The organism is Prodigiosinella aquatilis, assembly GCA_030388725.1.
GTDB lineage: Bacteria > Pseudomonadota > Gammaproteobacteria > Enterobacterales > Enterobacteriaceae > Prodigiosinella > Prodigiosinella aquatilis.
Window position 1 is genome coordinate 1,981,780 of sequence record CP128857.1, and the last position, 23,056, is coordinate 2,004,835.

14 protein-coding genes and 4 pseudogenes are annotated in these 23,056 nt (G+C 52.2%); 10 read left to right on the forward strand and 8 right to left on the reverse strand.

Annotated features, from left to right (window positions below):
* Positions 1-59 precede the first annotated feature (59 nt).
* The 7 genes and pseudogenes from rpsA to PCO85_09240 all read left to right on the forward strand — a co-directional run bounded on the left by rpsA (position 60) and on the right by PCO85_09240 (position 14,970).
* Positions 60-1,742 (forward strand): 30S ribosomal protein S1, encoded by a 1,683-nt coding sequence (gene rpsA, locus PCO85_09210; GenBank protein WJV56044.1) that lies wholly within the window; start codon positions 60-62, stop codon positions 1,740-1,742.
* An 87-nt stretch (positions 1,743-1,829) separates the two neighbouring features.
* The gene (gene ihfB, locus PCO85_09215; GenBank protein ID WJV55544.1) at positions 1,830-2,114 is read left to right on the forward strand and encodes an integration host factor subunit beta; all 285 of its coding nucleotides are present in this window, start codon (positions 1,830-1,832) and stop codon (positions 2,112-2,114) included.
* A gap of 410 nt (positions 2,115-2,524) precedes the next feature.
* Positions 2,525-4,216, forward strand: a pseudogene (locus PCO85_09220) (ShlB/FhaC/HecB family hemolysin secretion/activation protein).
* Between the two features lie 13 nt (positions 4,217-4,229).
* Complete coding sequence (locus PCO85_09225) at positions 4,230-4,766, forward strand: toxin-activating lysine-acyltransferase (protein WJV55545.1); 537 nt, start codon at positions 4,230-4,232, stop codon at positions 4,764-4,766.
* A gap of 12 nt (positions 4,767-4,778) precedes the next feature.
* Positions 4,779-14,345, forward strand: a complete 9,567-nt coding sequence (locus PCO85_09230) for a hemagglutinin repeat-containing protein (protein ID WJV55546.1) — start codon at positions 4,779-4,781, stop codon at positions 14,343-14,345.
* Between the two features lie 12 nt (positions 14,346-14,357).
* On the forward strand, positions 14,358-14,651 hold the full coding sequence (locus PCO85_09235) for a barstar family protein (GenBank protein ID WJV55547.1): 294 nt from the start codon (positions 14,358-14,360) through the stop codon (positions 14,649-14,651).
* A gap of 79 nt (positions 14,652-14,730) precedes the next feature.
* Positions 14,731-14,970 (forward strand): annotated as a pseudogene (locus PCO85_09240) (transposase).
* A 37-nt stretch (positions 14,971-15,007) separates the two neighbouring features.
* Here the strand turns inward: PCO85_09240 and PCO85_09245 are convergent.
* From PCO85_09245 to PCO85_09255, 3 genes and pseudogenes are all read right to left on the reverse strand, one after another.
* Positions 15,008-15,364 (reverse strand): annotated as a pseudogene (locus tag PCO85_09245) (integrase core domain-containing protein).
* A 20-nt stretch (positions 15,365-15,384) separates the two neighbouring features.
* Positions 15,385-16,493, reverse strand: a protein-coding gene (locus PCO85_09250) for an IS3 family transposase (protein WJV55548.1) whose coding sequence is annotated in 2 segments (ribosomal slippage) — positions 15,385-16,241 and positions 16,241-16,493 — 1,110 coding nt in all. Because the reading frame shifts where the segments join, the coding sequence is not laid out codon by codon here.
* 75 nt (positions 16,494-16,568) lie between these two features.
* Positions 16,569-17,737: pseudogene (locus PCO85_09255) on the reverse strand (transposase).
* A 77-nt stretch (positions 17,738-17,814) separates the two neighbouring features.
* On the opposite strand from PCO85_09255, the gene PCO85_09260 reads away from it, so the two are divergent.
* From PCO85_09260 to PCO85_09270, 3 genes are read left to right on the forward strand one after another with little or no spacing between them, the layout of a single operon-like run.
* Complete coding sequence (locus PCO85_09260) at positions 17,815-18,216, forward strand: hemagglutinin (protein WJV55549.1); 402 nt, start codon at positions 17,815-17,817, stop codon at positions 18,214-18,216.
* On the forward strand, positions 18,217-18,600 hold the full coding sequence (locus tag PCO85_09265; protein ID WJV55550.1) for a hypothetical protein: 384 nt from the start codon (positions 18,217-18,219) through the stop codon (positions 18,598-18,600).
* Complete coding sequence (locus tag PCO85_09270; protein ID WJV55551.1) at positions 18,591-18,926, forward strand: hypothetical protein; 336 nt, start codon at positions 18,591-18,593, stop codon at positions 18,924-18,926. The genes PCO85_09265 and PCO85_09270 overlap by 10 nt, the downstream gene beginning before the upstream one ends.
* A 360-nt stretch (positions 18,927-19,286) precedes the next feature.
* Here the strand turns inward: PCO85_09270 and hisIE are convergent, their stop codons facing one another.
* Genes hisIE through hisB form a run of 5 tightly spaced genes read right to left on the reverse strand, consistent with a single transcriptional unit; the run spans position 19,287 to position 23,054 of the window.
* Complete coding sequence (gene hisIE / locus PCO85_09275) at positions 19,287-19,901, reverse strand: bifunctional phosphoribosyl-AMP cyclohydrolase/phosphoribosyl-ATP diphosphatase HisIE (GenBank protein ID WJV55552.1); 615 nt, start codon at positions 19,899-19,901, stop codon at positions 19,287-19,289.
* A complete protein-coding gene (gene hisF / locus PCO85_09280) occupies positions 19,895-20,671 on the reverse strand; it encodes an imidazole glycerol phosphate synthase subunit HisF (protein WJV55553.1) in 777 nt (258 codons plus the stop codon). The genes hisIE and hisF overlap by 7 nt, the downstream gene beginning before the upstream one ends.
* Entirely contained in the window at positions 20,653-21,390 is a 738-nt protein-coding gene (gene hisA, locus PCO85_09285) for a 1-(5-phosphoribosyl)-5-[(5-phosphoribosylamino)methylideneamino]imidazole-4-carboxamide isomerase (GenBank protein ID WJV55554.1), read from the reverse strand. Before hisA ends, hisF begins: the two co-directional genes overlap by 19 nt.
* Positions 21,391-21,396: 6 nt before the next feature.
* Positions 21,397-21,987: an imidazole glycerol phosphate synthase subunit HisH gene (gene hisH, locus PCO85_09290; protein ID WJV55555.1), complete on the reverse strand. Its 591-nt coding sequence runs from the start codon at positions 21,985-21,987 to the stop codon at positions 21,397-21,399.
* A complete protein-coding gene (hisB, locus tag PCO85_09295; GenBank protein WJV55556.1) occupies positions 21,987-23,054 on the reverse strand; it encodes a bifunctional histidinol-phosphatase/imidazoleglycerol-phosphate dehydratase HisB in 1,068 nt (355 codons plus the stop codon). Before hisB ends, hisH begins: the two co-directional genes overlap by 1 nt.
* Positions 23,055-23,056 lie beyond the last annotated feature (2 nt).

Genomic DNA, 23,056 nt, shown 5'->3' on the forward strand with positions numbered 1-23,056 from the left:
AACCCCATTGAGCAGGATGCCAGATGGACGTTAAATTTAAAAACCCTAAGATTATCAACATGACAGAATCTTTTGCTCAACTCTTTGAAGAATCCCTGAAAGAAATTGAAACCCGTCCTGGTTCCATCGTGCGCGGTGTTGTTGTTGCTATTGATAAAGATATCGTACTGGTTGATGCCGGTCTGAAATCTGAATCTGCTATTCCGATAGAGCAATTCAAAAACGCCCAAGGCGAGTTGGAAATCCAGGTTGGCGATGAAGTAGATGTAGCTCTGGACGCAGTAGAAGACGGTTTCGGTGAAACCCTGCTGTCTCGTGAAAAAGCGAAACGTCACGAATCATGGGTAGTGCTGGAAAAAGCTTACGAAGAAGCAGCTACGGTTACCGGTATTATCAACGGTAAAGTGAAAGGTGGTTTCACTGTCGAGCTGAACGGTATTCGCGCGTTCCTGCCGGGTTCTCTGGTAGATGTACGTCCGGTACGTGATACGCTTCATCTGGAAGGCAAAGAGCTTGAGTTCAAAGTAATCAAGCTGGATCAAAAACGCAACAACGTTGTTGTTTCCCGTCGTGCCGTTATCGAATCTGAAAACAGCGCTGAACGCGATCAACTGCTGGAAAACCTGCAAGAAGGCATGGAAGTCAAAGGTATCGTCAAGAACCTTACTGACTACGGTGCATTCGTTGACTTGGGCGGCGTTGATGGCTTGCTGCATATTACTGATATGGCTTGGAAACGTGTTAAACATCCGAGCGAAATCGTCAATGTGGGCGACGAAATCACCGTTAAGGTGCTGAAGTTCGACCGCGAACGTACTCGTGTATCTCTGGGCCTGAAACAACTGGGCGAAGATCCGTGGGTAGCTATTGCCAAACGTTATCCGGAAAGCACTCGCCTGACTGGTCGCGTGACCAATTTGACTGATTACGGCTGCTTCGTGGAAATCGAAGAAGGCGTTGAAGGTCTGGTACACGTTTCTGAAATGGATTGGACTAACAAAAACATCCATCCGTCCAAAGTGGTTAACGTGGGCGATGTTGTGGAAGTTATGGTTCTGGATATCGATGAAGAACGTCGTCGTATTTCCCTGGGCCTGAAACAGTGTAAATCCAACCCGTGGCAGCTGTTCGCTGAAACTCACAACAAGAATGACCGTGTAGAAGGCAAGATCAAGTCTATTACCGACTTCGGTATCTTCATCGGTCTGGATGGCGGCATTGATGGTCTGGTTCACCTGTCTGATATCTCCTGGAACGTTGCAGGTGAAGAAGCGGTTCGTGAATACAAGAAAGGCGACGAAATCGCAGCTGTTGTACTACAGGTTGACGCAGAACGTGAGCGTATCTCCCTGGGTGTGAAACAACTGGCGGAAGATCCGTTCAATAACTACCTGTCTGTAAACAAGAAAGGTGCAATTGTTACGGGGAAAGTTACTGCAGTTGACGCCAAAGGTGCTACAGTTGAATTAGCTGACGGCGTTGAAGGTTATCTGCGTGCTTCTGAAGCTTCTCGTGATCGCGTTGAAGATGCAACTCTGGTTCTGAACGTTGGTGACAGCGTTGAAGCGAAATATACTGGTGTTGATCGTAAAAACCGCGTTGTTAGCCTGTCTGTTCGTGCTAAAGACGAAGCTGACGAGAAAGACGCTATCGCTTCTGTGAATAGCAGCAGCAGCAAGCAGGAAGAAAACAACTTCTCCAGCGCGATGGCTGAAGCGTTCAAAGCAGCAAAAGGCGAGTAATCACGGTGGGTTAAGTGGCTCTTGCCGCTTAACCTGAAACGGTAGTAAGTTATTGTGGTGGTGATTAACCACATGCTTGGAGGAATCATGACCAAGTCTGAACTTATTGAAAGACTTGCTGGACAGCAATCTCATATCCCGGCCAAGGTGGTTGAGGATGCAGTGAAAGAGATACTCGAACAAATGGCCACAACGCTGGCTGAAGGTGATCGTATTGAGATCCGCGGGTTCGGCAGTTTTTCGCTTCACTACCGTGCACCGCGTGTTGGTCGTAATCCGAAAACTGGAGATAAGGTGGAACTGGAAGGTAAATATGTTCCGCACTTTAAACCGGGCAAAGAATTACGTGATCGCGCCAATATCTACGGTTAATCAATAACGGTAAATTGCCTGCAATTTCGCTAAAATGGCACTCTTAGGAGTGCTATTTTTTTGTCCCAATCCCAATCGCAATCCCAATCCCAATCCCAATCCCAATCCCAATCTACCAGATTATCTCGTTTCGACGGCCTGTTTTGCTGATGATTCCCTTCTGCAATAGCCTGTCGCGTTAGGATGACTCGCACCGTCAGGAAAATTCACATGGTGTGGAGAATTGTGAATTATTTTCCTTAAAACACTTATTAATTATTTTTTATAAATTTCACGAATAATAATTCAGTTCTTGTTTTTGAGCAGTTAATGTAAACTAGTAATGTAAATTAATGTATATATCTTTACGTTATTAAGATGGCTTGGATAGTAGTCATAGTAGAATACTAAGTATTATCAATGGATTGATTATGATTTCCTCTTTTCGTCGGGTTTCTTTATCTTTCGTTTTTTTGACGTTTTGCTTACCTTTATCGGCTCGGTCAGCGGAAACAGAAAAACCATTAGAACAACAATCTATTAATCAGCAAGAACGGTTGCGGGCGCAGGAAAAACAACTGTCCCCGACTATGCCGGATGTGCGTTTACAACCATCGGTAAGTTACAGTGGCAGACTGACTTTTCCGCTGGAGTCTCCGTGTTTTCCCATCGATTAGGTTGAACTGCGCGGCCAGGAAGATTTTCCTGGCTGGTTGCCGTTGAAACGTCTGGCCGATCAGGGGGTGGGGCAATGTCTGGGGGTTAACGGTATCAACCTGCTGATGACGAACCTGCAAAACCAACTGGTTGATCATGGTTATGTCACATCACGAGTGTTGGCCCCGTCACAGGATCTGAAAAGTGGTACGCTGCAACTGATCATCGTCGCAGGGAAAATCCGACATGTCATGTTGTCGCCGGACAGCGGTCATTATGTTCGGTTATATAGCGCCTTTCCGGCACATGAGGGAAAATTGCTGGATTTGCGTGACATAGAACAGGGGCTGGAAAATTTTCAGCGTCTGCCGACGGTCAAAGCCGAGATGCAAATTGTGCCGGGTGAGCAGCCTGGCGAGAGCGATATCCTGATTAACTGGAAACAGGAACGTCACTGGCGACTCGGTGTGTCATTGGATGATTCCGGCACTCGAAATACCGGCCGCTATCAGAGTGGCATGACGCTATATGTGGATAACCCACTGTCCCTCAGCGATATGTTTTACATTTCAGGTAACCAAGATCTGCAATGGCGTAATTCACAAGGTAGCCAGAATTACACCATGAGCTACTCCGTGCCGTTTGGTTACTGGCTAGCGGGGATCACTACCAGCGGTTACGACTATCACCAAACGGTAGCGGGCATCAGCCAGGATTACAAGTACAGCGGGCGCAGCAATAATTTGGCAGCACGACTGAGCCGGGTGTTGTACCGTAGTAGCGCCCAGAAAACCTCATTCAGCTATGAAATATTAACGCGTCAGTCCCGCAATTACCTCAATGATACCGAAATTGAAGTCCAGCGTCGTAGCACAGCTGCGTGGCGTATCGGTCTTCAGCATCGTCATTATATTTCTCAGGCGACGCTGGATGCGGCGGTTAGCTATCAGCGCGGTACGCGCTGGTTTGGCGCCCAGTCAGCACCGGAAGAAGAATTTGGCGAGGGTACTGCACTGTCAAAAATTATTCAGTTGTCTGCTCAGTTGGACGTACCGTTCAGGCTGTTTAAACAACCACTCAATTATAACGTTCAGTACCAGCGCCAGATCGCCACCACCCGCCTTACACCACAGGAACAGTTTGCCCTTGGCAATCGCTGGACAGTCCGCGGTTTTGACGGCGAACGCACGTTGAATGCAGATAAAGGCTGGATGGTACGCAATGAGCTGGCGTGGAACCTGCCGGTTCCCAAACAGGCGTTGTATCTTGGCCTGGATTATGGCGCGGTCAGTGGCGGTGGCAGTGCGTCGCTGTTGGGAAAGCATCTGGCGGGTGGTGTGCTGGGTTGGCGCGGCAGCCTGTTCAGCGTCGGTTATGATTTTTTTGCGGGCATTCCGCTTTCCAAGCCGGACGGTTTCAAAACCAGCCCAGTAACACTCGGATTTACGCTCAACTGGCAATATTAGGAGAATGGCAAGGATGCAAATCGGCACGTTTGATGTTCATGCCCCATTATTGATTGGCGGGGAAAGCAGCGAGGCTGAAATTCTAGGTTCGGCGGTGTGGCTATGGATGCATTCACCGCTCCACCGCGACGCGCCACTGCATACGCTTTCGACATTGCTGTTGCCGATTATCAAACGTCAGCAGTATGCGATCGTTTGTGAAGACAATCAGCCGATTTTCTTTTTGAGTTGGGCCTGGCTGGACGAGGCGGCGGAACACCGCTATTTGACGCAGCCTTCCATTTTAATGCCCGAGTCAGACTGGACCAGCGGCAATCGCATGTGGATTGTCGACTGGATTGCACCCTTCGGCCATTCGTTGTCCATACGACGCCTGGTTTCTCGTACATTGCTGCCGGAGTACTGTTTTCGATCTCTGGATCACCAAGGCAGCCGCCGAGGCAAACGTGTGTTTATCCATCATGGACATCAGATAACGCGTGAGGTTTGTGACACTTGGGTAGCGGAACATCCCTTGACCGTATCACTTCCTGAGATTCGTTTTCGATAAGGATATCTTCTTGTGAACAAGTTGCTCTACCGCATTGTTTTTAATAAAGCCCGTGGCATGTTGATGGTGGTGGCTGACATAGCACGTTCAGGGCGAACTGTGAGCCACCGAGTATCCAGACCGGGAAGCCATCCACCGCAATGTCTGAGTTCACTGTCATCGTTGCGTTTCGCGCTACTGTTGGCCCTGGGATGTGTCACGATCGTGATGCCAGCGCAGGCGGCGATTGTCGCCGATCCGGGGGCGCCAGCCAGCCAGCAGCCAACAATACTCAGTAGTGCCAACGGCACACCACAGGTCAATATTCAGACGCCCAGTGCGGGCGGCGTCTCCCGTAATACCTACACGCAATTTGATGTAAATAGCAAGGGCGCAATCCTGAATAACGCTCGTGTCCAGACTCAGACTCAGCTCGGTGGTTGGGTGAATAGCAACCCAAATCTGGCCAAGGGTGAAGCTAAAATCATCCTCAATGAAGTTAACTCCAGCAATCCCAGTAAATTGGGTGGCTATGTGGAAGTGGCGGGCAGCCGCGCCCAAGTCGTGATTGCCAACCCCGCGGGGATCACCTGTGATGGTTGTGGTTTCATCAATGCCAACCGTGCGACGCTCACTACTGGCCGGGCACAGATGGAGAATGGCAACCTGACCGGATATGACGTCAGCCAGGGGGAAATCGTTATTCAGGGGGCGGGGCTGGATAGCCGTACGCAGGACTATACCGATGTTATCGCTCGCTCTGTCAAAGTTAATGCTGGTATCTGGGCCAGAGATCTGAAGGTGACCACGGGCAATAATCAGGTTGATGTGGCGAATGAAACGGTAAAGGCCCGTAATGACGATAGCGTGAAGCCACAAATTGCTGTGGATGTCGCGCAGTTGGGTGGCATGTACGCCGGTAAAATTCGTTTGATGGGTACAGAAAACGGCGTGGGGGTTCGTAACGCAGGCAACATTGGCGCCTCTGCTGGTAATGTAACGATAACGGCAGACGGGCGTATCGAGAATAGCGGCAATATTAACAGTAGTCAGGATATCCAATTAGCGTCGCAGAACGGGATAAGCAATCAGGGAACTGTTTATGCCAGTGGCAATACGACGCTGTCGTCCACTCAGCGCATCACTAACAGCGGTACGGTGGCGGCGGCAAATCACACTCGTGTGACCGCCGCTTCCCTGGACAGTACTGATAGCAGTGTGTTGGCGGGTGGCCTGGGTGCAGATGGCCAGCTGGCCGGTGTCGGCACGTTAACGGTCAATACCGATGGGATGTTGACAGCGAATGGGAAAAACCTTGCCGCCGGACAAATGAATCTGGCGGGTGGTGATGTGGATTTGAGCCGGAGCCAGAGTTACGCCGACAATATGGCGGTGCGCGCTCGTACAGGCCATGTTGCGCTGAATAACGCGAATGTGGAAAGCCGCACCGCGCTGGAGATCACTGCGCCCGATGCTATTAGCAACAACGGAGGGCGGCTACAGGCGGAGTCGTTAACTCTTCATGCCGATCGCCTTTCCAATCGTACAGGCAGTATTACGCAAACCGGAAGCAAAAGCTTAACGCTCTCTCATCGTAGTGGCATTGATAACAGTGGCGGACAAATTGCCAGTAACGGTCAGGATTTAACGCTGCAAACGCAGCAGTTGAGTAACCAGCAAGGCAGAATAGAGCACGCGGCAACGGGGCAACTACGTATTGATGCCAGCCAACTGAATAATCAGGATGGCAATATTCTGGGTAATGGCGGTCTGAACCTCTCTGCTGGCGAACTCAATAATCAGAGCGGAAAAATTACCGGTAATGGCGGTCTGCACCTCTCTGCTGGCGAACTCAATAATCAGAGCGGAAAAATTACCGGTAATGGCGGTCTGAACCTCTCTGCTGGCGAACTCAATAATCAGAGTGGAAAAATTACCGGTAATGGCGATCTGCAAATCGCTGCCGGTAAGTTGAATAATCAGCAGGGCAGTCTACTGGCCGCTGATCAGGGATCGTTGACACTGAATGTAGATGGCACGCTGGATAACCAGTCTGGTCTGATGGCATCGAATCATTATCTGACGGCAACGGCGAATCAGATCGATAACCGGCAGGGTACGTTGAGTGCGCTGGGTGGCGATGTGCAACTGGCCAGTACGCGGCAGTTCAGAAATGATGGCGGTAAGATCGGCGCTAGCGCTGGCGTGCGGACGCAAAGTAACGGTCTGAGTAACATCAATGGATTGATCAGCGGTTCGACGCTGGATTTCCAGCTTCAGCAGGGTGCACTGCTGAATCAGCAGGGCACGCTAGCCGCATCGGATGTGCTGAACAGTTTATCTGGCGCATTGAATAATCAGGCGGGGCTGATACAGGCGGGTAACCGCCTCACGCTGGAAACACAAGGCGAGTTACTGAGTAATCTGGATGGCGGCGAGCTACTGAGTCTGGGTACGCTGAGCCTGTCATCTGGTGATATCAATAACCGTCGTGGCGTGATCCAGGCCCGGCAACTGAGTGGCATCACCGGGACGATTTCCAATCAACACGGGCAGATGGCATCCCAGGGTGCACTATCGTTGACGACTGGAGCGGTGGATAACCAAACAGGGAATATTCAGGCGGGCGAGGATCTCAACCTTGATACCCAGGGTGCTATGTTCACTAATGCGACCAGTGGCGCGTTGCGAGCAGGAAACAACCTGACGTTGCACAGTGGCGCGGCGGATAACCGCACTGGACTGATCGTCAGTGGTGGTAGTGCGGTGCTGAACACTGATGATGCGGATAACCGCGGCGGGCAAATTGGGGCCACTGGCACGCTGACGCTCAATACGCTGCGTTTGCAAAATGATAATGCGGGTCTGATACAAAGCGGTGGCCCATTATCGTTGAATACCAACGGACAAAGCCTTAGCAATAGCCAGAGCGGCAGTCACGGTGGTATCACCAGTCAGTCCGACCTTCAGCTCAGCAGTGGAGATATTGATAATCAGGCTGGTGTGATGATGGCGAACGGCAACCTGACATTGAACAGCCGTAGCATCAGTAATCAACATGGCCAGTTGGCGTCGCTGGGCGCTATTCAGGCGCATTCCGGTACCCTGATTAATCAGGGCGGCAGCATCAGCGCGGGCAAGTCATTGACCTGGGATACTCAGCCGCTGCGTGTGGCGAGTCAGCGCTTGATGATGTCGCTGGCGGCATCCCAGGCAACAGCCAGTGGCAGTGATATTAACAATCAGTCGGGACAAATACTCTCAGGTGAGGATTTAACCCTGACGGGTGCCAGCCTGAATAATTCGCAGGGTGGTTCGCTGATCAGTAACGCCAACCTGAGCGTGACGGCAGCAGGTATCAACAATCAGCAAGGCAAACTTCAGGGTGTCGGCAATCTGATACTGGATGCCCTGCAATCCACCATCGATAACACCCTGGGATTGATCCATAGCGGGGAGCAAGTCACGCTCTCGGCTTTGCGTGTAGTGAACCAGAATACCCGTAATCAGAACGGTATTCTTGGCAAAAATGTCAGTCTCAGCGCCGATCAACTGGCGAATAACGGTGGTGAGATTATGGCTGACAACGCTCTGACCGTTACATTGAATACCGCACTGGATAACAGCAGCGGGCTATTATCCAGTCGCAGCACTGCGGATATTCAGGCCAGTGTCGTCAACAATGGTAATGGTGATCTACAGTCTCAGCAGCGTCTGAATCTCACTGCCAGCGGATTAAGTGGCAGTGGCCGTCTTCTGTCGCTGGGCGACATGACGATCAGTCTGAATCAGGATTTCGTTAACAGCAGTGACTTACAGGCCAGTGGTGATCTGAATTTTCATACTGATGGCACATTGGTTAATCAAAAGCTGATGCATGCCGGTTCTGCGCTGCAAGTCAGCGCCAATAATGTGCAAAACGATGCTGGCGGAGAACTGAGCGGTGTCACCACACAAATCAATGGGTCACAGCAGTTAACCAACTATGGTCTGATTGATGGTGTCACCACCCGTCTCTTCAGCGGGACGGTCAATAACTTCTCCACGGGACGGATTTACGGCGATAGTTTAGCTGTGCAGGCAGGTACGCTGAATAACCTGAATCAGAATGGCGTTGCACCGATCATCGCCGCCCGGCAGCGTCTGGACATCGGTGCCGGGACAATAAATAACAGCGAACATGCACTGATCTACAGCGATGGTCCACTCTTCGTCGGTGGTGCGCTGGATAGCCAGTTCCAGGCAGCCGGCCAGGCGGGGACCATCAATAATGCCAGCGCCACGATCGAATCGGCAGGCGGGATGTTGCTCAATGTCAACACACTCAACAACCGCAATAATCACTTTGCCACGGCGATGGTATCGGTTTCGGATGAAACTATCCGGGAATACCGAATGGCGGGTTCCACTACTCGCTATACCCCTGATCAGGTCAGCGTCTACAACGATGAAGTGGATCACCTACGCACGCCTGGCGGCACCAGCGATGAATTCACTCGCTATGACTATACGCGGCATACAGACGAGTCCCGTATCACCTCCAGCGATCCGGGGCAGATTTTGGCCGGGAGCGGTATCCAGATCAATGCTGATCATGTGTTGAATGACAAGAGCCGGATTGTTGCTGGCGGCGGGCTGGGTATCAACGCTCGTCAGGTTGATAACGTTGAGATTGCGGGGGAACGCCACGTCACGGAAAGTGGGACAGCAACCAGTTTCTATCGCATTCGTCACAAAGGGTCAGATGGACAGGGGCGCGATACTGCGGCTTACACTCCACCCACGGCGATTCAGGCCATTACGCTGCGGCCCAGCGCGTTGCAATCGTTCAGTGCCGGTGCCAGTAATCTGAATGTGTCCACACGACGTGACAGTAGTGTGAAGGGTAGTGTGGATGGTGTGGCTGGTGTGAGTGCCACGGGATTGGGCGTTACCGGCGCAGATTTACAAGTATTGTCAACGACGCCGCTGGTGTTGCCGTCGGGCAAAACTGTTGAGGTTAAGGTGGATATCACCTCGGCCGACGCTAAAGCGGCGACGGTGATCCGTGCGGTGGGGCCGAATACCCGGCTACCGGATAACAGTCTATTCAAAACCAACCCAGACCGTAACGCCAGCTATCTGGTGGAAACCGATGCACGTTTCACTAACCAGAAAAGTTGGCTGGGGTCGGACTATATGATGAGCGCCTTCACCAACGATCCGAACAGTGTGCACAAACGTCTGGGGGATGGTTTTTACGAGCAGCGGCTGGTGCGTGAGCAGATTATTTCGCTGACCGGACAGCGGTATCTGGCCGGATACAGCAATGATGAGTCGCAATTCAAGGCACTGATGGATGCCGGTATCATCTTTGGCAAGCAGTATGGGCTGACCCCCGGTGTAGCGTTGACCGCCGAACAGATGAAGTTGCTGACCAGCGATATGGTATGGCTGGTGGCACAGAACGTAACGCTGCCGGATGGCACCGTGCAGAGCGTACTGGTGCCGCAGGTCTATGCCCGCCTGAAAGAGGGCGATCTGGATGGCAGTGGAGCATTACTGGCCGGGCGCACGGTGGGAATGAATCTGACTGGTGATTTGAATAACAGCGGCCGTATTCAGGCAACAGAACAGGCGCAAGTGCTGGCGGATAACCTGAATAATCTGGGCGGCGTGATTCATGCTAATGACGTGGCGTTGCAGGCGCGAACCGATATCAGCAATCTGGGCGGATTGATACAAAGCAATAACAGCCTGACGGCAGTGGCCGGACGCGATATTAACGCCACCACAGCCAGCCGTAGCGCACAGAGTGCCGATGGAAATTTCAGTCGTACAATGCTTGATCGCGCAGCCGGGTTTTATGTCCAGCAGGATGATGGCAAACTGCTGTTGCAGGCACAGCGTGATGTCAATCTTACTGCGGCACGGGTGATCAACAGCGGTGAAAACAGTACCACGGCCATTACCGCTGGACGGGATATCAACCTGAACGCGGCAACAACGGCGAGTCGGGACGCCATCGGTTGGGACAGTGATAACCGAGTGACCCAGACGGCGACACGGGATGTGGGCAGTGAAATCACCGGCAACGGAGACGTGCATCTGAGTGCCGGACACGATGTGACAGCCGTGGCGGCGAACGTGAATAGCGGTCAGACACTGACAATATCTGCCGGTAACGACCTGAGTCTGCGTAACGGGGTGAACACGGATACGCTGGATGAACGCCACAAATCGACGGGCAGCAATGGTTTTGCCTCAAAAACGACGACTATCCGGCAGGATACGGTGGATAATCGGACGGCACAAGGCAGCGTGTTGAGTGCGGATCAGATAGCATTGCAGGCGGGTCATGACCTGAATGTCATCGGCAGTGATGTGGCGGCAACGCAGGCAGTGAGTCTGGCGGCGGGTAATGATCTAACGATAACGGCGGCGGACGAGCAGCAGCGAGAAACCCATCTGCGGAAAGAAACGAAATCCGGGTTGATGGGCAGCGGTGGAATAGGGTTTACAGTAGGTAGCACCAGCCAGAAGAACACCACGGAGAGCGACGGTCTGCAACACCGTGGCAGTACGATAGGGAGTGAAAAAGGGTCGCTGACGATGACTGCGGGCAGTACGCTGGCGGTGAACAGTAGTGACGTGATCGCCGGGCAGGACATTTCGCTGAAAGGCAAAGCGGTCGCCATAACGGCAGCAGACAATCAACAGGTAACGCGGCAGACGACAGAACAGAAACAGAGCGGGTTCACTCTCGCACTGAGCGGTAGCGTGGGTGGAGCACTGAACACCGCGGTGGAAACGGCGCAGGAGGCGAAGAAGACGCAGAATGGCCGACTGAAAGCGTTGCAGGGCGTGAAAGCGGCGTTGAGTGTGGCGCAGGCAGGGCAGGCGGGTCGGCTGGCCCAGGCACAGGGTGCTGGCGACGGCCCGCAGACTGCACAGACGGTGGGTATCAGCATTTCATATGGCAGTCAGTCATCGAAATCGCAGCAGACACAGACGCAGCATACGGCGCAAGGCAGCGGGCTGACGGCGGGCCAGAACCTGTCGGTAACGGCGACGGACGGGGATATCACGGTGCAGGGCAGCGAGCTGAATGCCGGGCATGACCTGCTGCTGGATGCGTCGCGGGATATCCAGTTGTTGTCGGCGGTGAACAGTCAGCACACGGAAGGAAGCAACCAGAGCCAGGGCGGCAGCATCGGGATAAGTCTGGGTGTGAGTTCGTCGGGAAGTTTCGGACTGAGTATCAGCGCGAGCGTGAATGCAGCGAAAGGAAACGAACACGGCGACGGGCTGACACATACGGAAGCGCTGCTGAACGCAGGGCGACAGGTGACGCTGAAGAGCGGGCGAGACACCACGCTAGAAGGGACACAGGTCAAAGGCGAACAGGTTACCGCGAAAGTAGGACGTGACCTGCTGATGCGCAGCGAACAAGACAGTGACCGTTACGACAGCAAGCAGCAGAGTATGAGTGCCGGCGTGACCATCCCGATTTATGGCGGCGGCGGTGGAGCGAGCCTGAGTTTCAGCAAGGACAAAATGCACAGCAACCTCAATAGTGTGCAGGAGCAGACAGGGATATCTGCCGGTTCAGGCGGGTTTGACGTCTATGTGGGCAACCACACGCAACTGGATGGGGCGGTTATCGGCTCGACGGCCAGTGCGGATAAAAACCGGCTAGATACCGGGACGCTGGGGTTCAACGATATTCACAACCAGGCGGAGTTTGAGACCTCGCATGTGGGTGGAGGGATGAGCACTGGCGGTCCGGTGGGCATGCAGATGCTGAGCAATGTGGCGGCGACGGTGCTGTCCGGGGCGAACGATAACGGAAACGCGGAGAGCACAACGCAGGCGGCGGTGTCGTCGGGGACGCTGGTCATCCGAGACAAGGGCCAACAAACACAGGATGTGGGTCAGCTGAGTCGGGATACGGCACATGCGGAGAATGCGCTGAGTCCGATATTCGACAAGGAGAAGGCACAGAACCGGATGGAGGCGGCGCAACTGATAGCGGATATCGGGATGCAGGCGCTGGACATCGCGAGCACGGAAGGGGCGATAGCGTCGACGAAGGCGGCAAACGCGAAGATGGCGTCACTGACGCCGGAGCAGAGGTCGGCGGCCCGGTCGGCGATGGCGGAGTCGCTGGCGAAAGGCAATGGCGGTCAGCCGGTCACGGAAGAAGCGGTGACAGCGGGGCTGTACCAGCAGTATTACAACGACGCGATGAGCCAGTCGGATTACGGGACCGGTGGACGGGTGCGGCAGGGTATCCAGGCGGCGGTGGCGGTAGTGCAGGGACTGGCGGGAGGCAATCTGGCGCAGGCGTTGACAGGGGGAGCGGCGCCGTATATTGCGGAGGAAATCCACCGTGAAACGACGGATGAGAACGGGAAGACGAATCTGGCGGCAAACGCGATAGCGCATGCGTTGCTGGGAGCGGCGCTGGCGGAAGCGAGCGGTAACTCGGCGGCGGCGGGGGCGGCAGGAGCAGTGAGTGGAGAGCTGGCGGCGCGGGCGTTATCGAAAGCGCTGTATGGAGGGAAAAGCGCATCGGAGCTGACGGAAGCGGAGAAACAGGAGTTAAGCACGCTGGCGACGGTAGCGGGTGGACTGGCGGCAGGACTGGTGGGCAACACGGGGACGAACGCAGTAGCCGGTGCCCAGGCCGGACAGAATGCGGTTGAGAATAACTATCTGAGTACGAAACAGCAGGCTCAGAAGGATAAAGAAATTGCTGAATGTCAGAGCATGGCCTGTAAAGTGCAAATGCAGGCAAAATGGACGGCGATAGACCTAGGACAGGATGGAAGTTTTGCAGCAGGTATGGTGGCCGGGGTTCCGGCAGGTCTGTATGACGCTGTGGACGGAATTGTCAAAACGGCCAGCAGTCCGGTTGAAACCTATGAGGCACTTAAAACGCTGTTTAACAGCGGCGATGTGCTGGGTAATGTATCCGATGCGGTGAAGCAGTCTTATATTGACCGTATTGACCGGATGGAAGCGGAGTATCAGAAAGCCGGAGCCAGCGGCTCGTTTAACGCCGGTGTTGAAGGCGGTAAGCTGGTGACGGATATTGCGGGTCTGCTTGCCGGTGGTACGGGTGTAGTAAAAGTGACCGCAGGTGTAACGGAGAAGATCGTTGCCAAAGTCGCGGGTAAAGCAGTGGGTAAAGCTGAATCGGCGGCGGCTGGGTTTATAGGTAATGAAGCCCATAACGCAGCAAGCTACGCTGGATTAAAATTGGACTTACAGACTACTCAAGCAGCAAATAATGTTGTGAATAGCTTGCGGACTACCGGAAAATTACCATCAAATTATGTAACCAAACAAGTTGCAGAAGATAGTGGATGGGCCGGTGGTAAAGCCTTAAATAATTATGTTTCTGGTGGGCAGATAGGCGGTGATGTATTCCATAATACAACCAATTTATTACCTTCAGCTCTAGGCAGGTCTTGGTATGAAGCTGATGTTGGATTAAATAATACGATGTCAAGAGCAAAGCAGGCAGGTACACGCTTGTTGTATTCTAATGATGGATTACTGTATATCACTACAGACCATTATGAAACGGCGGCATCAATAGGAAAATGGAAATAATAAGGGGTATGTATGTACCACAATGTCATAATAGATGGTGATGAAGTAGATTCAGAGTGCGATTTTCATCGTGTAATAGCGAATGCTTTAGAGTTTGGGGCATATTACGGTAATAATACTGATGCCCTTTGGGACATGTTAAGTTCAGGGATGGCTTGCGGTGTGTGTTTACATTGGAAAAAATCAGCCGTTTCCCGAAAAAAATTGGGAGCTACTTTTGATATTATTATTGATCTATTTGAGAAAACTAAAGATAGATATCAGGGTAAAGGGCAGGAAAAAGAATTTAAATTTATTCTTGAATGAATGGGAAGGTGTTGTCCACTTCCCCTAAAATGAGACAGCTACAATTAGATTTTCTGCTTTAACATTTGCAGAGGTCCACATGAAAAAAGCACGTTTTACTGAAACCCAGATCGTTAACATCTTAAAGCTGGCTGATTCCGGTCTTAAGATTGAAGAAATCTGCCGTCAGAATGGCATAAGTAATGCGACTTTCTACAATTGGAAATCTAAGTACGGTGGCATGGAAGCTAATGATGTTAAAAGATTAAAAGAACTTGAAGATGAAAATGCCCGGTTAAAAAAGCTGTTTGCTGAAGTCAGTTTGGAAAATCATGCTATCGGTAGCTGTCAACGAAGTTGACACCCTTATTCGTTTTTTACGCTGCAGATTTTAGCCCGGTTTCTGGCTTGTCTGGATTCAACATTACTACATCTACCCGCTGCCACTGACGGCATGAGGCTGACCACCGTTCCGGTCGGGCTTTTTTAGCCATGTCATACAAGGCTTTTCGTTTTGCCAGCAGGCTTATATCTTCTCCCTGATGCCGTTGTTCTAGTGTGACATAACTGATCGCGCCATGCCGATGCTCCTTGTTATACCACCGGCTAAAGCCCTCCACCCAACGCCGGGCTTCAGCCAGATCCAGGAAGCCTGATGACGGCCACGACGGAACATATTTTAGCGTTCTGAACAGCGACTCCACATACGGATTATCGTTGCTGACTCGTGGTCGGCTTGTAGTCCCTCCGGTTTTTAGTACCACCGCCAATGAGGATCTCCGGCCAGTTTTTGCCTCGCATAGATAACGGGTGGCATATCACCCAGTGAGCTATGCGGACGTTCTTCGTTATATTCTGCGCGCCAGTCTTCTGTTAGCACACGGACTTCTGACAGTGTTCTGAACAGATACATATCGAGTATTTCTGTTCGTAGCGTTTTGTTAAATCGCTCAATAAATCCGTTCTGCATTGGCCTGCCTGGCTGAATAAAATCGAGTATCACGCCGTGCAACTCTGCCCATTCAGCTAAAGCAGCGGCTGTAAGTTCTGGCCCGTTATCGCTGCGTATAAATGCCGGATAGCCTCTTTCAGCACTTAACCGCTCCAGGATGCGTACAACGCGATGAGCTGGTATATTCAAATCAACCTCGATTGCCAGCGCTTCCCGATTAAAATCATCGACGACGTTAAATAACCTGAATCGCCGCCCGTCGATCAAGGCATCACTCATAAAATCAACTGACCAACAGTGGTTCATTTTATGCGGAATAACCAACGGCTGTGGATGCCTGTTAGGTAAGCGTTTTTTTCCTTTACACCGAAGGTTCAGTTTTAATAATCGGTAGATCCGGTAAACCCGTTTTGCATTCCACGATAATCCTGCTTGACGTAACTTATTGAACATAAGGCCAAAACCATAGGCCGGATGCTGATGTGCAAGTTTTTGTAATGCCTCGACCACGGGCAGATCTCGTGCCGTGTTCGGGCAATAATGCAACAGGCTTCGACTAATACCGATAATCCGGCACCCGCGTCGTTCGCTGGCCTGATGTTCCGTCATGACGTAACGCACCAGCTCACGCTTCTCAGGCACCGTTAAAGTTTTTTTGATACAACATCCTTAAGAATTTCATGATCTAAACTAAGGGATGCGTACATTTGCTTTAATCGGCGATTTTCCTCTTCCAGCTCTTTCATTCGTTTGATATCAGAGGATTCCATGCCACCATATTTGGCTTTCCAATTGTAATAGCTGGCTTCCGACACACCGTTTTCTCGGCACACATCCTTCACATGCCGACCACCTTCAACCTCTTTCAGAACACGTAGGATCTGAGTTTCAGTGAAACGCGCTTTCTTCATGATGAGCCTCCGTTGGTTGTATTTTAACCAGAGAACTCCATTGTGCGGTAAGACTAAATTCAGGAGGGACTACAGGCTGTGCGAACCCGTGATGCTCAGTTCTTCCAGTTTCGGCTTTCAGCGTCTGGGATTTCATCGGCGCACCATTGTCGGCATGTAACACTAACGGATGGCGGTAACACCGTTCACGTAACACGGTGCGGTGCAGCAGCGCGGCCGCTCGCTCGCCGCTTTCCTCTTCGTGAACCTCGTAACCGACGATTTTACGGCTAAAAATATCTTCTATCAGATACAGATAAAAATAGCGGCCGCGAACCCTGGAGACCAGCCAGGTGACGTCCCACGTCCACACTTGGCATGGCCCAACAGCCTGATAGCTGGTCGGTTTATTCACCTTCAGCGGTGCGCGGCTACGGCCACGGTAATGCACTTGACCCTGCCGCCGCAGTACCCGGTAAAACGTCGATTCACTGGCCAGATAGAGGCCCTTGTCCGCCAGCCGTGACACGATCTGCGCCGGCGGCAGGCTGGCATATTCCGGCTCATTACATACCGTGACTATCTGATGCTCTTCTTCGGCGGTCAGTTTATTGGCTGGTACCGGACGCTCTGCCGTGGGACGACGGTCTTCAGCCTGGTGATTCCAGCGCCGCCAGGTGCTCAGGCTTAACCCTGCTTCCCGACAAGCGGGGATCAGACGTGCGCCGGCGTTCATGGCTTCACGTATCCATCGGATCAGTTGCACGCGTTCGTGGGCGGGGGTCAGTCGCCCTCGTCCGCCTCGCCGTAATACTGATTCAGCTTTTTCTCAGGACCAGCAGGGCTGCCGCCTCCGCCAGGGCTTTTTCTTTGCGCGCCAATTCACGCTCCAGCCCTTTGATTTTCTTTTGGGCCTGTTTTTGCGACTGCCGGGTATCGACTTGTGGCGTCTGGAGAAAATCCTGTTTCCACTGCGCTATTTGTTCAGGATAAAGCCCTTTGCGACGGCAGTATTCGCTCAGTTCGGCTTCACTGAGTGTGGCGGTTTCAACGATGACGGCAAAACGGGCTTCTGTCGACCAAAGGTCTGTGGTTTTGTTGGCACCGGGCACTGGTTTTCCCTACAGTTTGGCTTGGACCCGCCAATGATAAAGGGTAGCTTCCGATATCCCTTCCTGTAGTGCAAGTGCGGTGACGGTCATGTTGTAAGGAGGAAGTAATTTAGCTAATACAGCGGCCTTGCGCTCTGGTGAATAACGTTTCATAACAGGCTCCGTTGCCTCCATAGAGATTTTCAGTTTGGGGTGTCAACTATCCTGCCAGAGGGGGTGAATCGGCGGCTGTGAAAGCGGGGGTTGATATTGCTAAAAATAGCCAGTTACCAACAGGTACTGTCTTTGATTCAATTAAGGAAACTCAGTCCGTATATCCTGGTTCAGTGATTCCTAACTCTTTTGAAATGACATTGCCGAATGGTCAAAAGGTATGGGTACACGGTAATGCCACAGAGCATATGGCAGAATATGCGGCATCAAAAGCAGTCACGCATACACATGAGGCTGTAAAGCTTGCTAGTCAGGAGGAACTGAGAAGTTTCCAATCTGCTGTAAATACAGCAACGAAAAGTAGTATGCCGTATGGTGAAAGAATTACTGTTGATGGCTGGCAATTAGAAATTAAACCTCCTCGTGCAGAAGGTGAATTACCTACGATCATTCATGCTCGTTATATAGGGACACATTAAATGGATATAGAAATTCATGATCCTGTAAATATTACTCTGGACGTTATAGAACTTGATGAACATATTCCATCAATGAAATTTGACGTCACGATCCATGTAAGAAAGTTTGGCTATAGCGCAGACGTGAACTCTCAGATATGGATAGAATGCCAGTGTTTTGATGTGTTTATCGATAGCATGAGGGTTGGTGATGTAGCTGTTCTTAAGGATATGAATGGTCTTTTTGAATTGTTGTTAAATCCTGCTTACGGTTGGCTTGAGTGGTCATGTGAAAAAGAAGATTTGGATGGCTATATCACATCAGTAAAGGGACGAGAAAAACTCACTGAAGGATCGGGAAAGGCATTATACGAGGCGTTTAATGATTATCCTAAATGGTGGTAACCAATAAAAAATCCCGGCCCCTGCGCCGGGATCGTCATTTTTACCAGTCAGATTCTCAGCTCCGCCTCAATCACCAGCCGTCCGCGCTCGACGGTGACAATCACTGGCGTATCCGTGCCAAACCCCGCCGCTTCCAGCCAGCGGCCCTTCAGCGTGAGTTGCGACAGCGGTTGCCTGAAAGAGCTTCATTACCCGGACAGGAAATGTTTTGTGGCCACCGCCAGTTGGCCGTGCCCCCAAAACCATCCGGTCAGGGCCATGCCCCGACACCCCGCGCTAAAATAAAACCCCCGGTATGGCCGCGGGTGAGGGTGGTCACTCGGTGAACCGCAGGCCATCGGGGTAACGAACAGGCGTGTATTTCGCGGTTTGATGCCTTGAAAACGGTGACGTATGATGCTGCCCGGCAGTGCTATGCTGATCAATGGGTCGGGTCTTTGGTTGTGGGAAAGTGTGCGTTACTGGCTGAATCTCCGTTGAGATACCAGAACCAAATGGGAAACAATGCGGTGTAAAAGATGCGCAATATCCAGTGATGGAAACCTGGAAAGGTGGTCGGCTGGTCTATCAGTCATCAACTCATCAACATCGATGAAATAAACCTGAGGTAATTGTCAGCTACAGACAATCGCTGTAGCTGACGGGTTCACTGATATTGCGGACCTGCATTGATGGAATACGCGGTTTTACTGAGTGTGTCGTTCTTTCAGGCGGTTGATGATAGTGGCCAGATTCAGATCCTGATCCTGTAATAGAACCAATAGATGGTACATCAGGTCAGCCGCTTCGTTAGTCAGCTCCTCACGGTCATGAACGGTGGCCGCCAGTGCGGTTTCCAGTCCTTCTTCCCCCACTTTCTGCGCGATACGCTTGGTACCGCTGGCGTACAGTCGCGCGGTGTAGGAACTGGCCGGATCGGCATTTTTCCGTTCAGCGAGCAACTGTTCCAGCTGATACAGAAACAGCCAGTCGCTGGACGCCGGGGAGAAACAGCTGGTGTTGCCCAGGTGACAAGTGGGACCGATCGGGTTAGCCAGCACTAACAGCGTGTCATTGTCACAGTCTGGCGTGATGGATACCACGTGCAGAAAGTGCCCGGAGGATTCACCTTTGGTCCACAACCGTTGTTTAGTGCGAGAGAAAAAGGTCACTTTGCCGCTTTCTTCGGTAACGTGCAGGGCTTCTTGATTCATGTAACCCAGCATCAGCACTTCACCAGAAATGGCATGCTGTACAATGGCGGGCAACATGCCGTCAGTTTTTTGCCAGTCTAGCTGGCTTCGTTGTTGTTCGCTTAACACACCCGAATCTCCACGCCTTGTTGCTTAAGGAATTGTTTAAGTTCACCAATATTGATGATTTGCTTGTGGAACACAGAAGCGGCCAGTGCGCCATCGACCTGTGCGATCTGAAAGGCTTCCAGGAAATGTTCCATGGTACCGGCACCACCGGAGGCGATCAGCGGTACTTTACAGATATTGCGTACCAATTTCAGTTGTTCCAGATCGTAGCCGTTACGCACACCATCCTGATTCATCATGTTGAGGACAATTTCACCAGCACCGCGTTTTTGTACTTCGTCTACCCAGTCCAGCGTTTCCCATTGGGTCACACGGGTTCGGGTTTCGTCACCCGTATACTGGTTAACATGATAACGGCCGGTTTTGGCGTCATACCAGGTATCAATCCCTACCACGATACACTGCACGCCGTAGCGGTCTGCCAGCCGGGTAATCAGTTTCGGGTCTGCGAGTGCCGGGGAGTTGATAGAAATTTTATCTGCGCCGAATGATAGCATCCGGCCTGCATCTTCCACGCTTTTGATGCCGCCAGCGACACAAAAGGGGATGTCAATCACCTCGGATACGCGGGATATCCAGCTTTTGTCCACCACCCGGCCGTCAGACGAAGCGGTGATATCATAAAACACCAATTCATCTGCACCTTCCTGCGCATAACGCTGCGCCAATGGCACGATGTCACCAATGATTTCGTGATTGCGAAACTGTACGCCTTTGACCACCTGTCCGTCACGGACATCAAGACAGGGAATTATCCGTTTTGCCAGCATGAAATCGCCTCCGCTACAGTAAATTTATCTTCCAAAAGCGCGCGTCCGACAATAATGCCTTGCACGCCGCTGCCACGCAGGTGGGCGATATCGTCCAGTGAACCGATACCGCCAGAGGCCTGAAACGCCACCTGTGGATAGCGTTGGCTGACTTCACGATAGAGGTCGACATTGGAACCTTGTAGGGTGCCATCGCGAGAGATATCAGTACAAAGCACGTGTTTCAGGCCGAATGGCAGATAACGTTCCACGGTGTGTTCCAGTGTCACGCCCGAGTTTTCCTGCCAGCCGCTGATGGCGACGTTTTTAACGCCGTTGACATCAATGCGCACATCCAGCGCCAGTACCAGCGCTTCGGCACCGTAGCGGGTAAACCACTGCTGGACCAGTGCCGGTTGTTTCACGGCAGTAGAGCCAATCACCACCCGACGGGCGCCGGCGGCCAGTAACGCTTCCACGTCCTGCTCAGTGCGAATACCGCCACCGACTTGTACCGGCACAGTGACACCGGCCAGCAATGTTTTTAGTAAAGAAATCTGACGGGCAGCCGGATCTTTGGCACCGGTTAAATCCACCAGATGCAGTACCTGCGCACCGTGTTGCTGATAATCCTGCAACCGAGGCAGAGGGTCGCTGCCATATTGACGCTGTTGTCCATAATCACCCTGATGTAAACGGACCACTTGTCCATCAATCAGATCCAACGCGGGAATAATCATGACCGTTTACATCTCCAGAAAGTTTTTCAGTAGCTGCGCCCCGGCGGCACCGGATCGCTCCGGATGGAACTGCACGCCGTAGAAGTTATCGCGCTGCACGGCAGCGGTAAAAGCGTCGCCGTACTGTGCCTGCGCAATTGTGTTGGCGCACACTGGCATGGCATAACTGTGCACAAAATAGAAATAAGCGTTATCGGGGATGTCACGGAATAGGCGATGTCCCCGCTGGGCTGCCACTTGGTTCCAACCCATATGCGGTAATGGCAGTCCCCGATCTTCCATCTGTTTCACCGGGGTATCAACAATACCCAGCATCGGTATGCCGCCGCTTTCATCGCTGCGTGAACCCAATAGCTGCATACCGAGGCAAATCCCCAACACTGGTTGGGTACAGGCTTTGATCAGGTCGATCAGATGACGTTCCGCCAGTTGATCCATCGCCGCCTGTGCCGTGCCGACGCCCGGCAGGAACAGCTTGTCCGCATGCAGTACCACATCCGGTTCGCGGCTGATCTGTGGCTCATAGCCCAGCCGTTTCACGGCGTACATAACGGATGAGAGGTTGGCGCAACCGGTATCAAGAATCACTACGCTCATCACAATACCCCTTTGGAACTGGGCAGTGTATCGCCCTCAACGCGGATCGCCTGACGCAATGCGCGACCAAACACTTTAAACAGGCTTTCGACACGGTGATGGTCATTGCGGCCTTTGGTTCTAAGGTGCAGGGTGCAGGCCATGGCGTAAGACAGTGAACGGAAGAAGTGTTCCACCATTTCCGTACTCAAGTCGCCGACACGCTGGTAGTTGAATTCCGCTTTGTATTCCAGATGTGGACGGCCGGAGATATCCAACGCGCAACGGGCCAGACACTCATCCATCGGTAGCACGAAACCGAATCGGCCAATACCGCGCTTGTTACCCAGCGCTTTATTTAACGCTTCGCCCAGCGCCAGTGCCGTATCTTCCACGGTATGGTGATCGTCGATGTAAAGATCGCCTTTTACTTCAATCTGCATACGGAAACCGCCGTGAGTGGCGATCTGGTCCAGCATGTGGTCGAAGAAGCCGATACCGGTATTGATTTTGCTGCCGCCTTCTCGATCCAGCCAAACGTTAACGTCAATGGCGGTTTCGCGTGTTACCCGGCTAACATGGGCGTGGCGGTCACGGCGGGTAAGCTGGGTAGTGATCGCCTGCCAGTTCAGCCCGTCGGGCTGATAGCGCAGACCGGAAATGCCCATATTCTGTGCCAGCTGCATGTCGGTTTCCCGGTCGCCAATCACGTAGCTGTTGGCGCTATCCATCACATTGTCTTTCAGGAAGGCATCCACCAGCGCAGTTTTTGGTTTGCGGCAGTCACAGTTATCCGCTGGCAGATGCGGGCAGATCAATACCCGCTCAAAGCGGATACCCTGCGAGGTGAAAATCTGCATCATCAGGTTATGCGGCGCATCAAAGGCGTCCTGCGGAAAACTGTCGCTGCCCAGTCCATCCTGATTGGTGATCATCACCAATTTAAAGCCGGCTTTCTGTAGTGACAGCAGCGACGGAATCACATCTGGTTCCAGGGCCAGCTTATCCAGCCGATCGACCTGAAAATCCTCGGGAGGCTCAGCGATTAGGGTGCCGTCACGGTCGATAAAAAGATAGTTTACTCCCACAA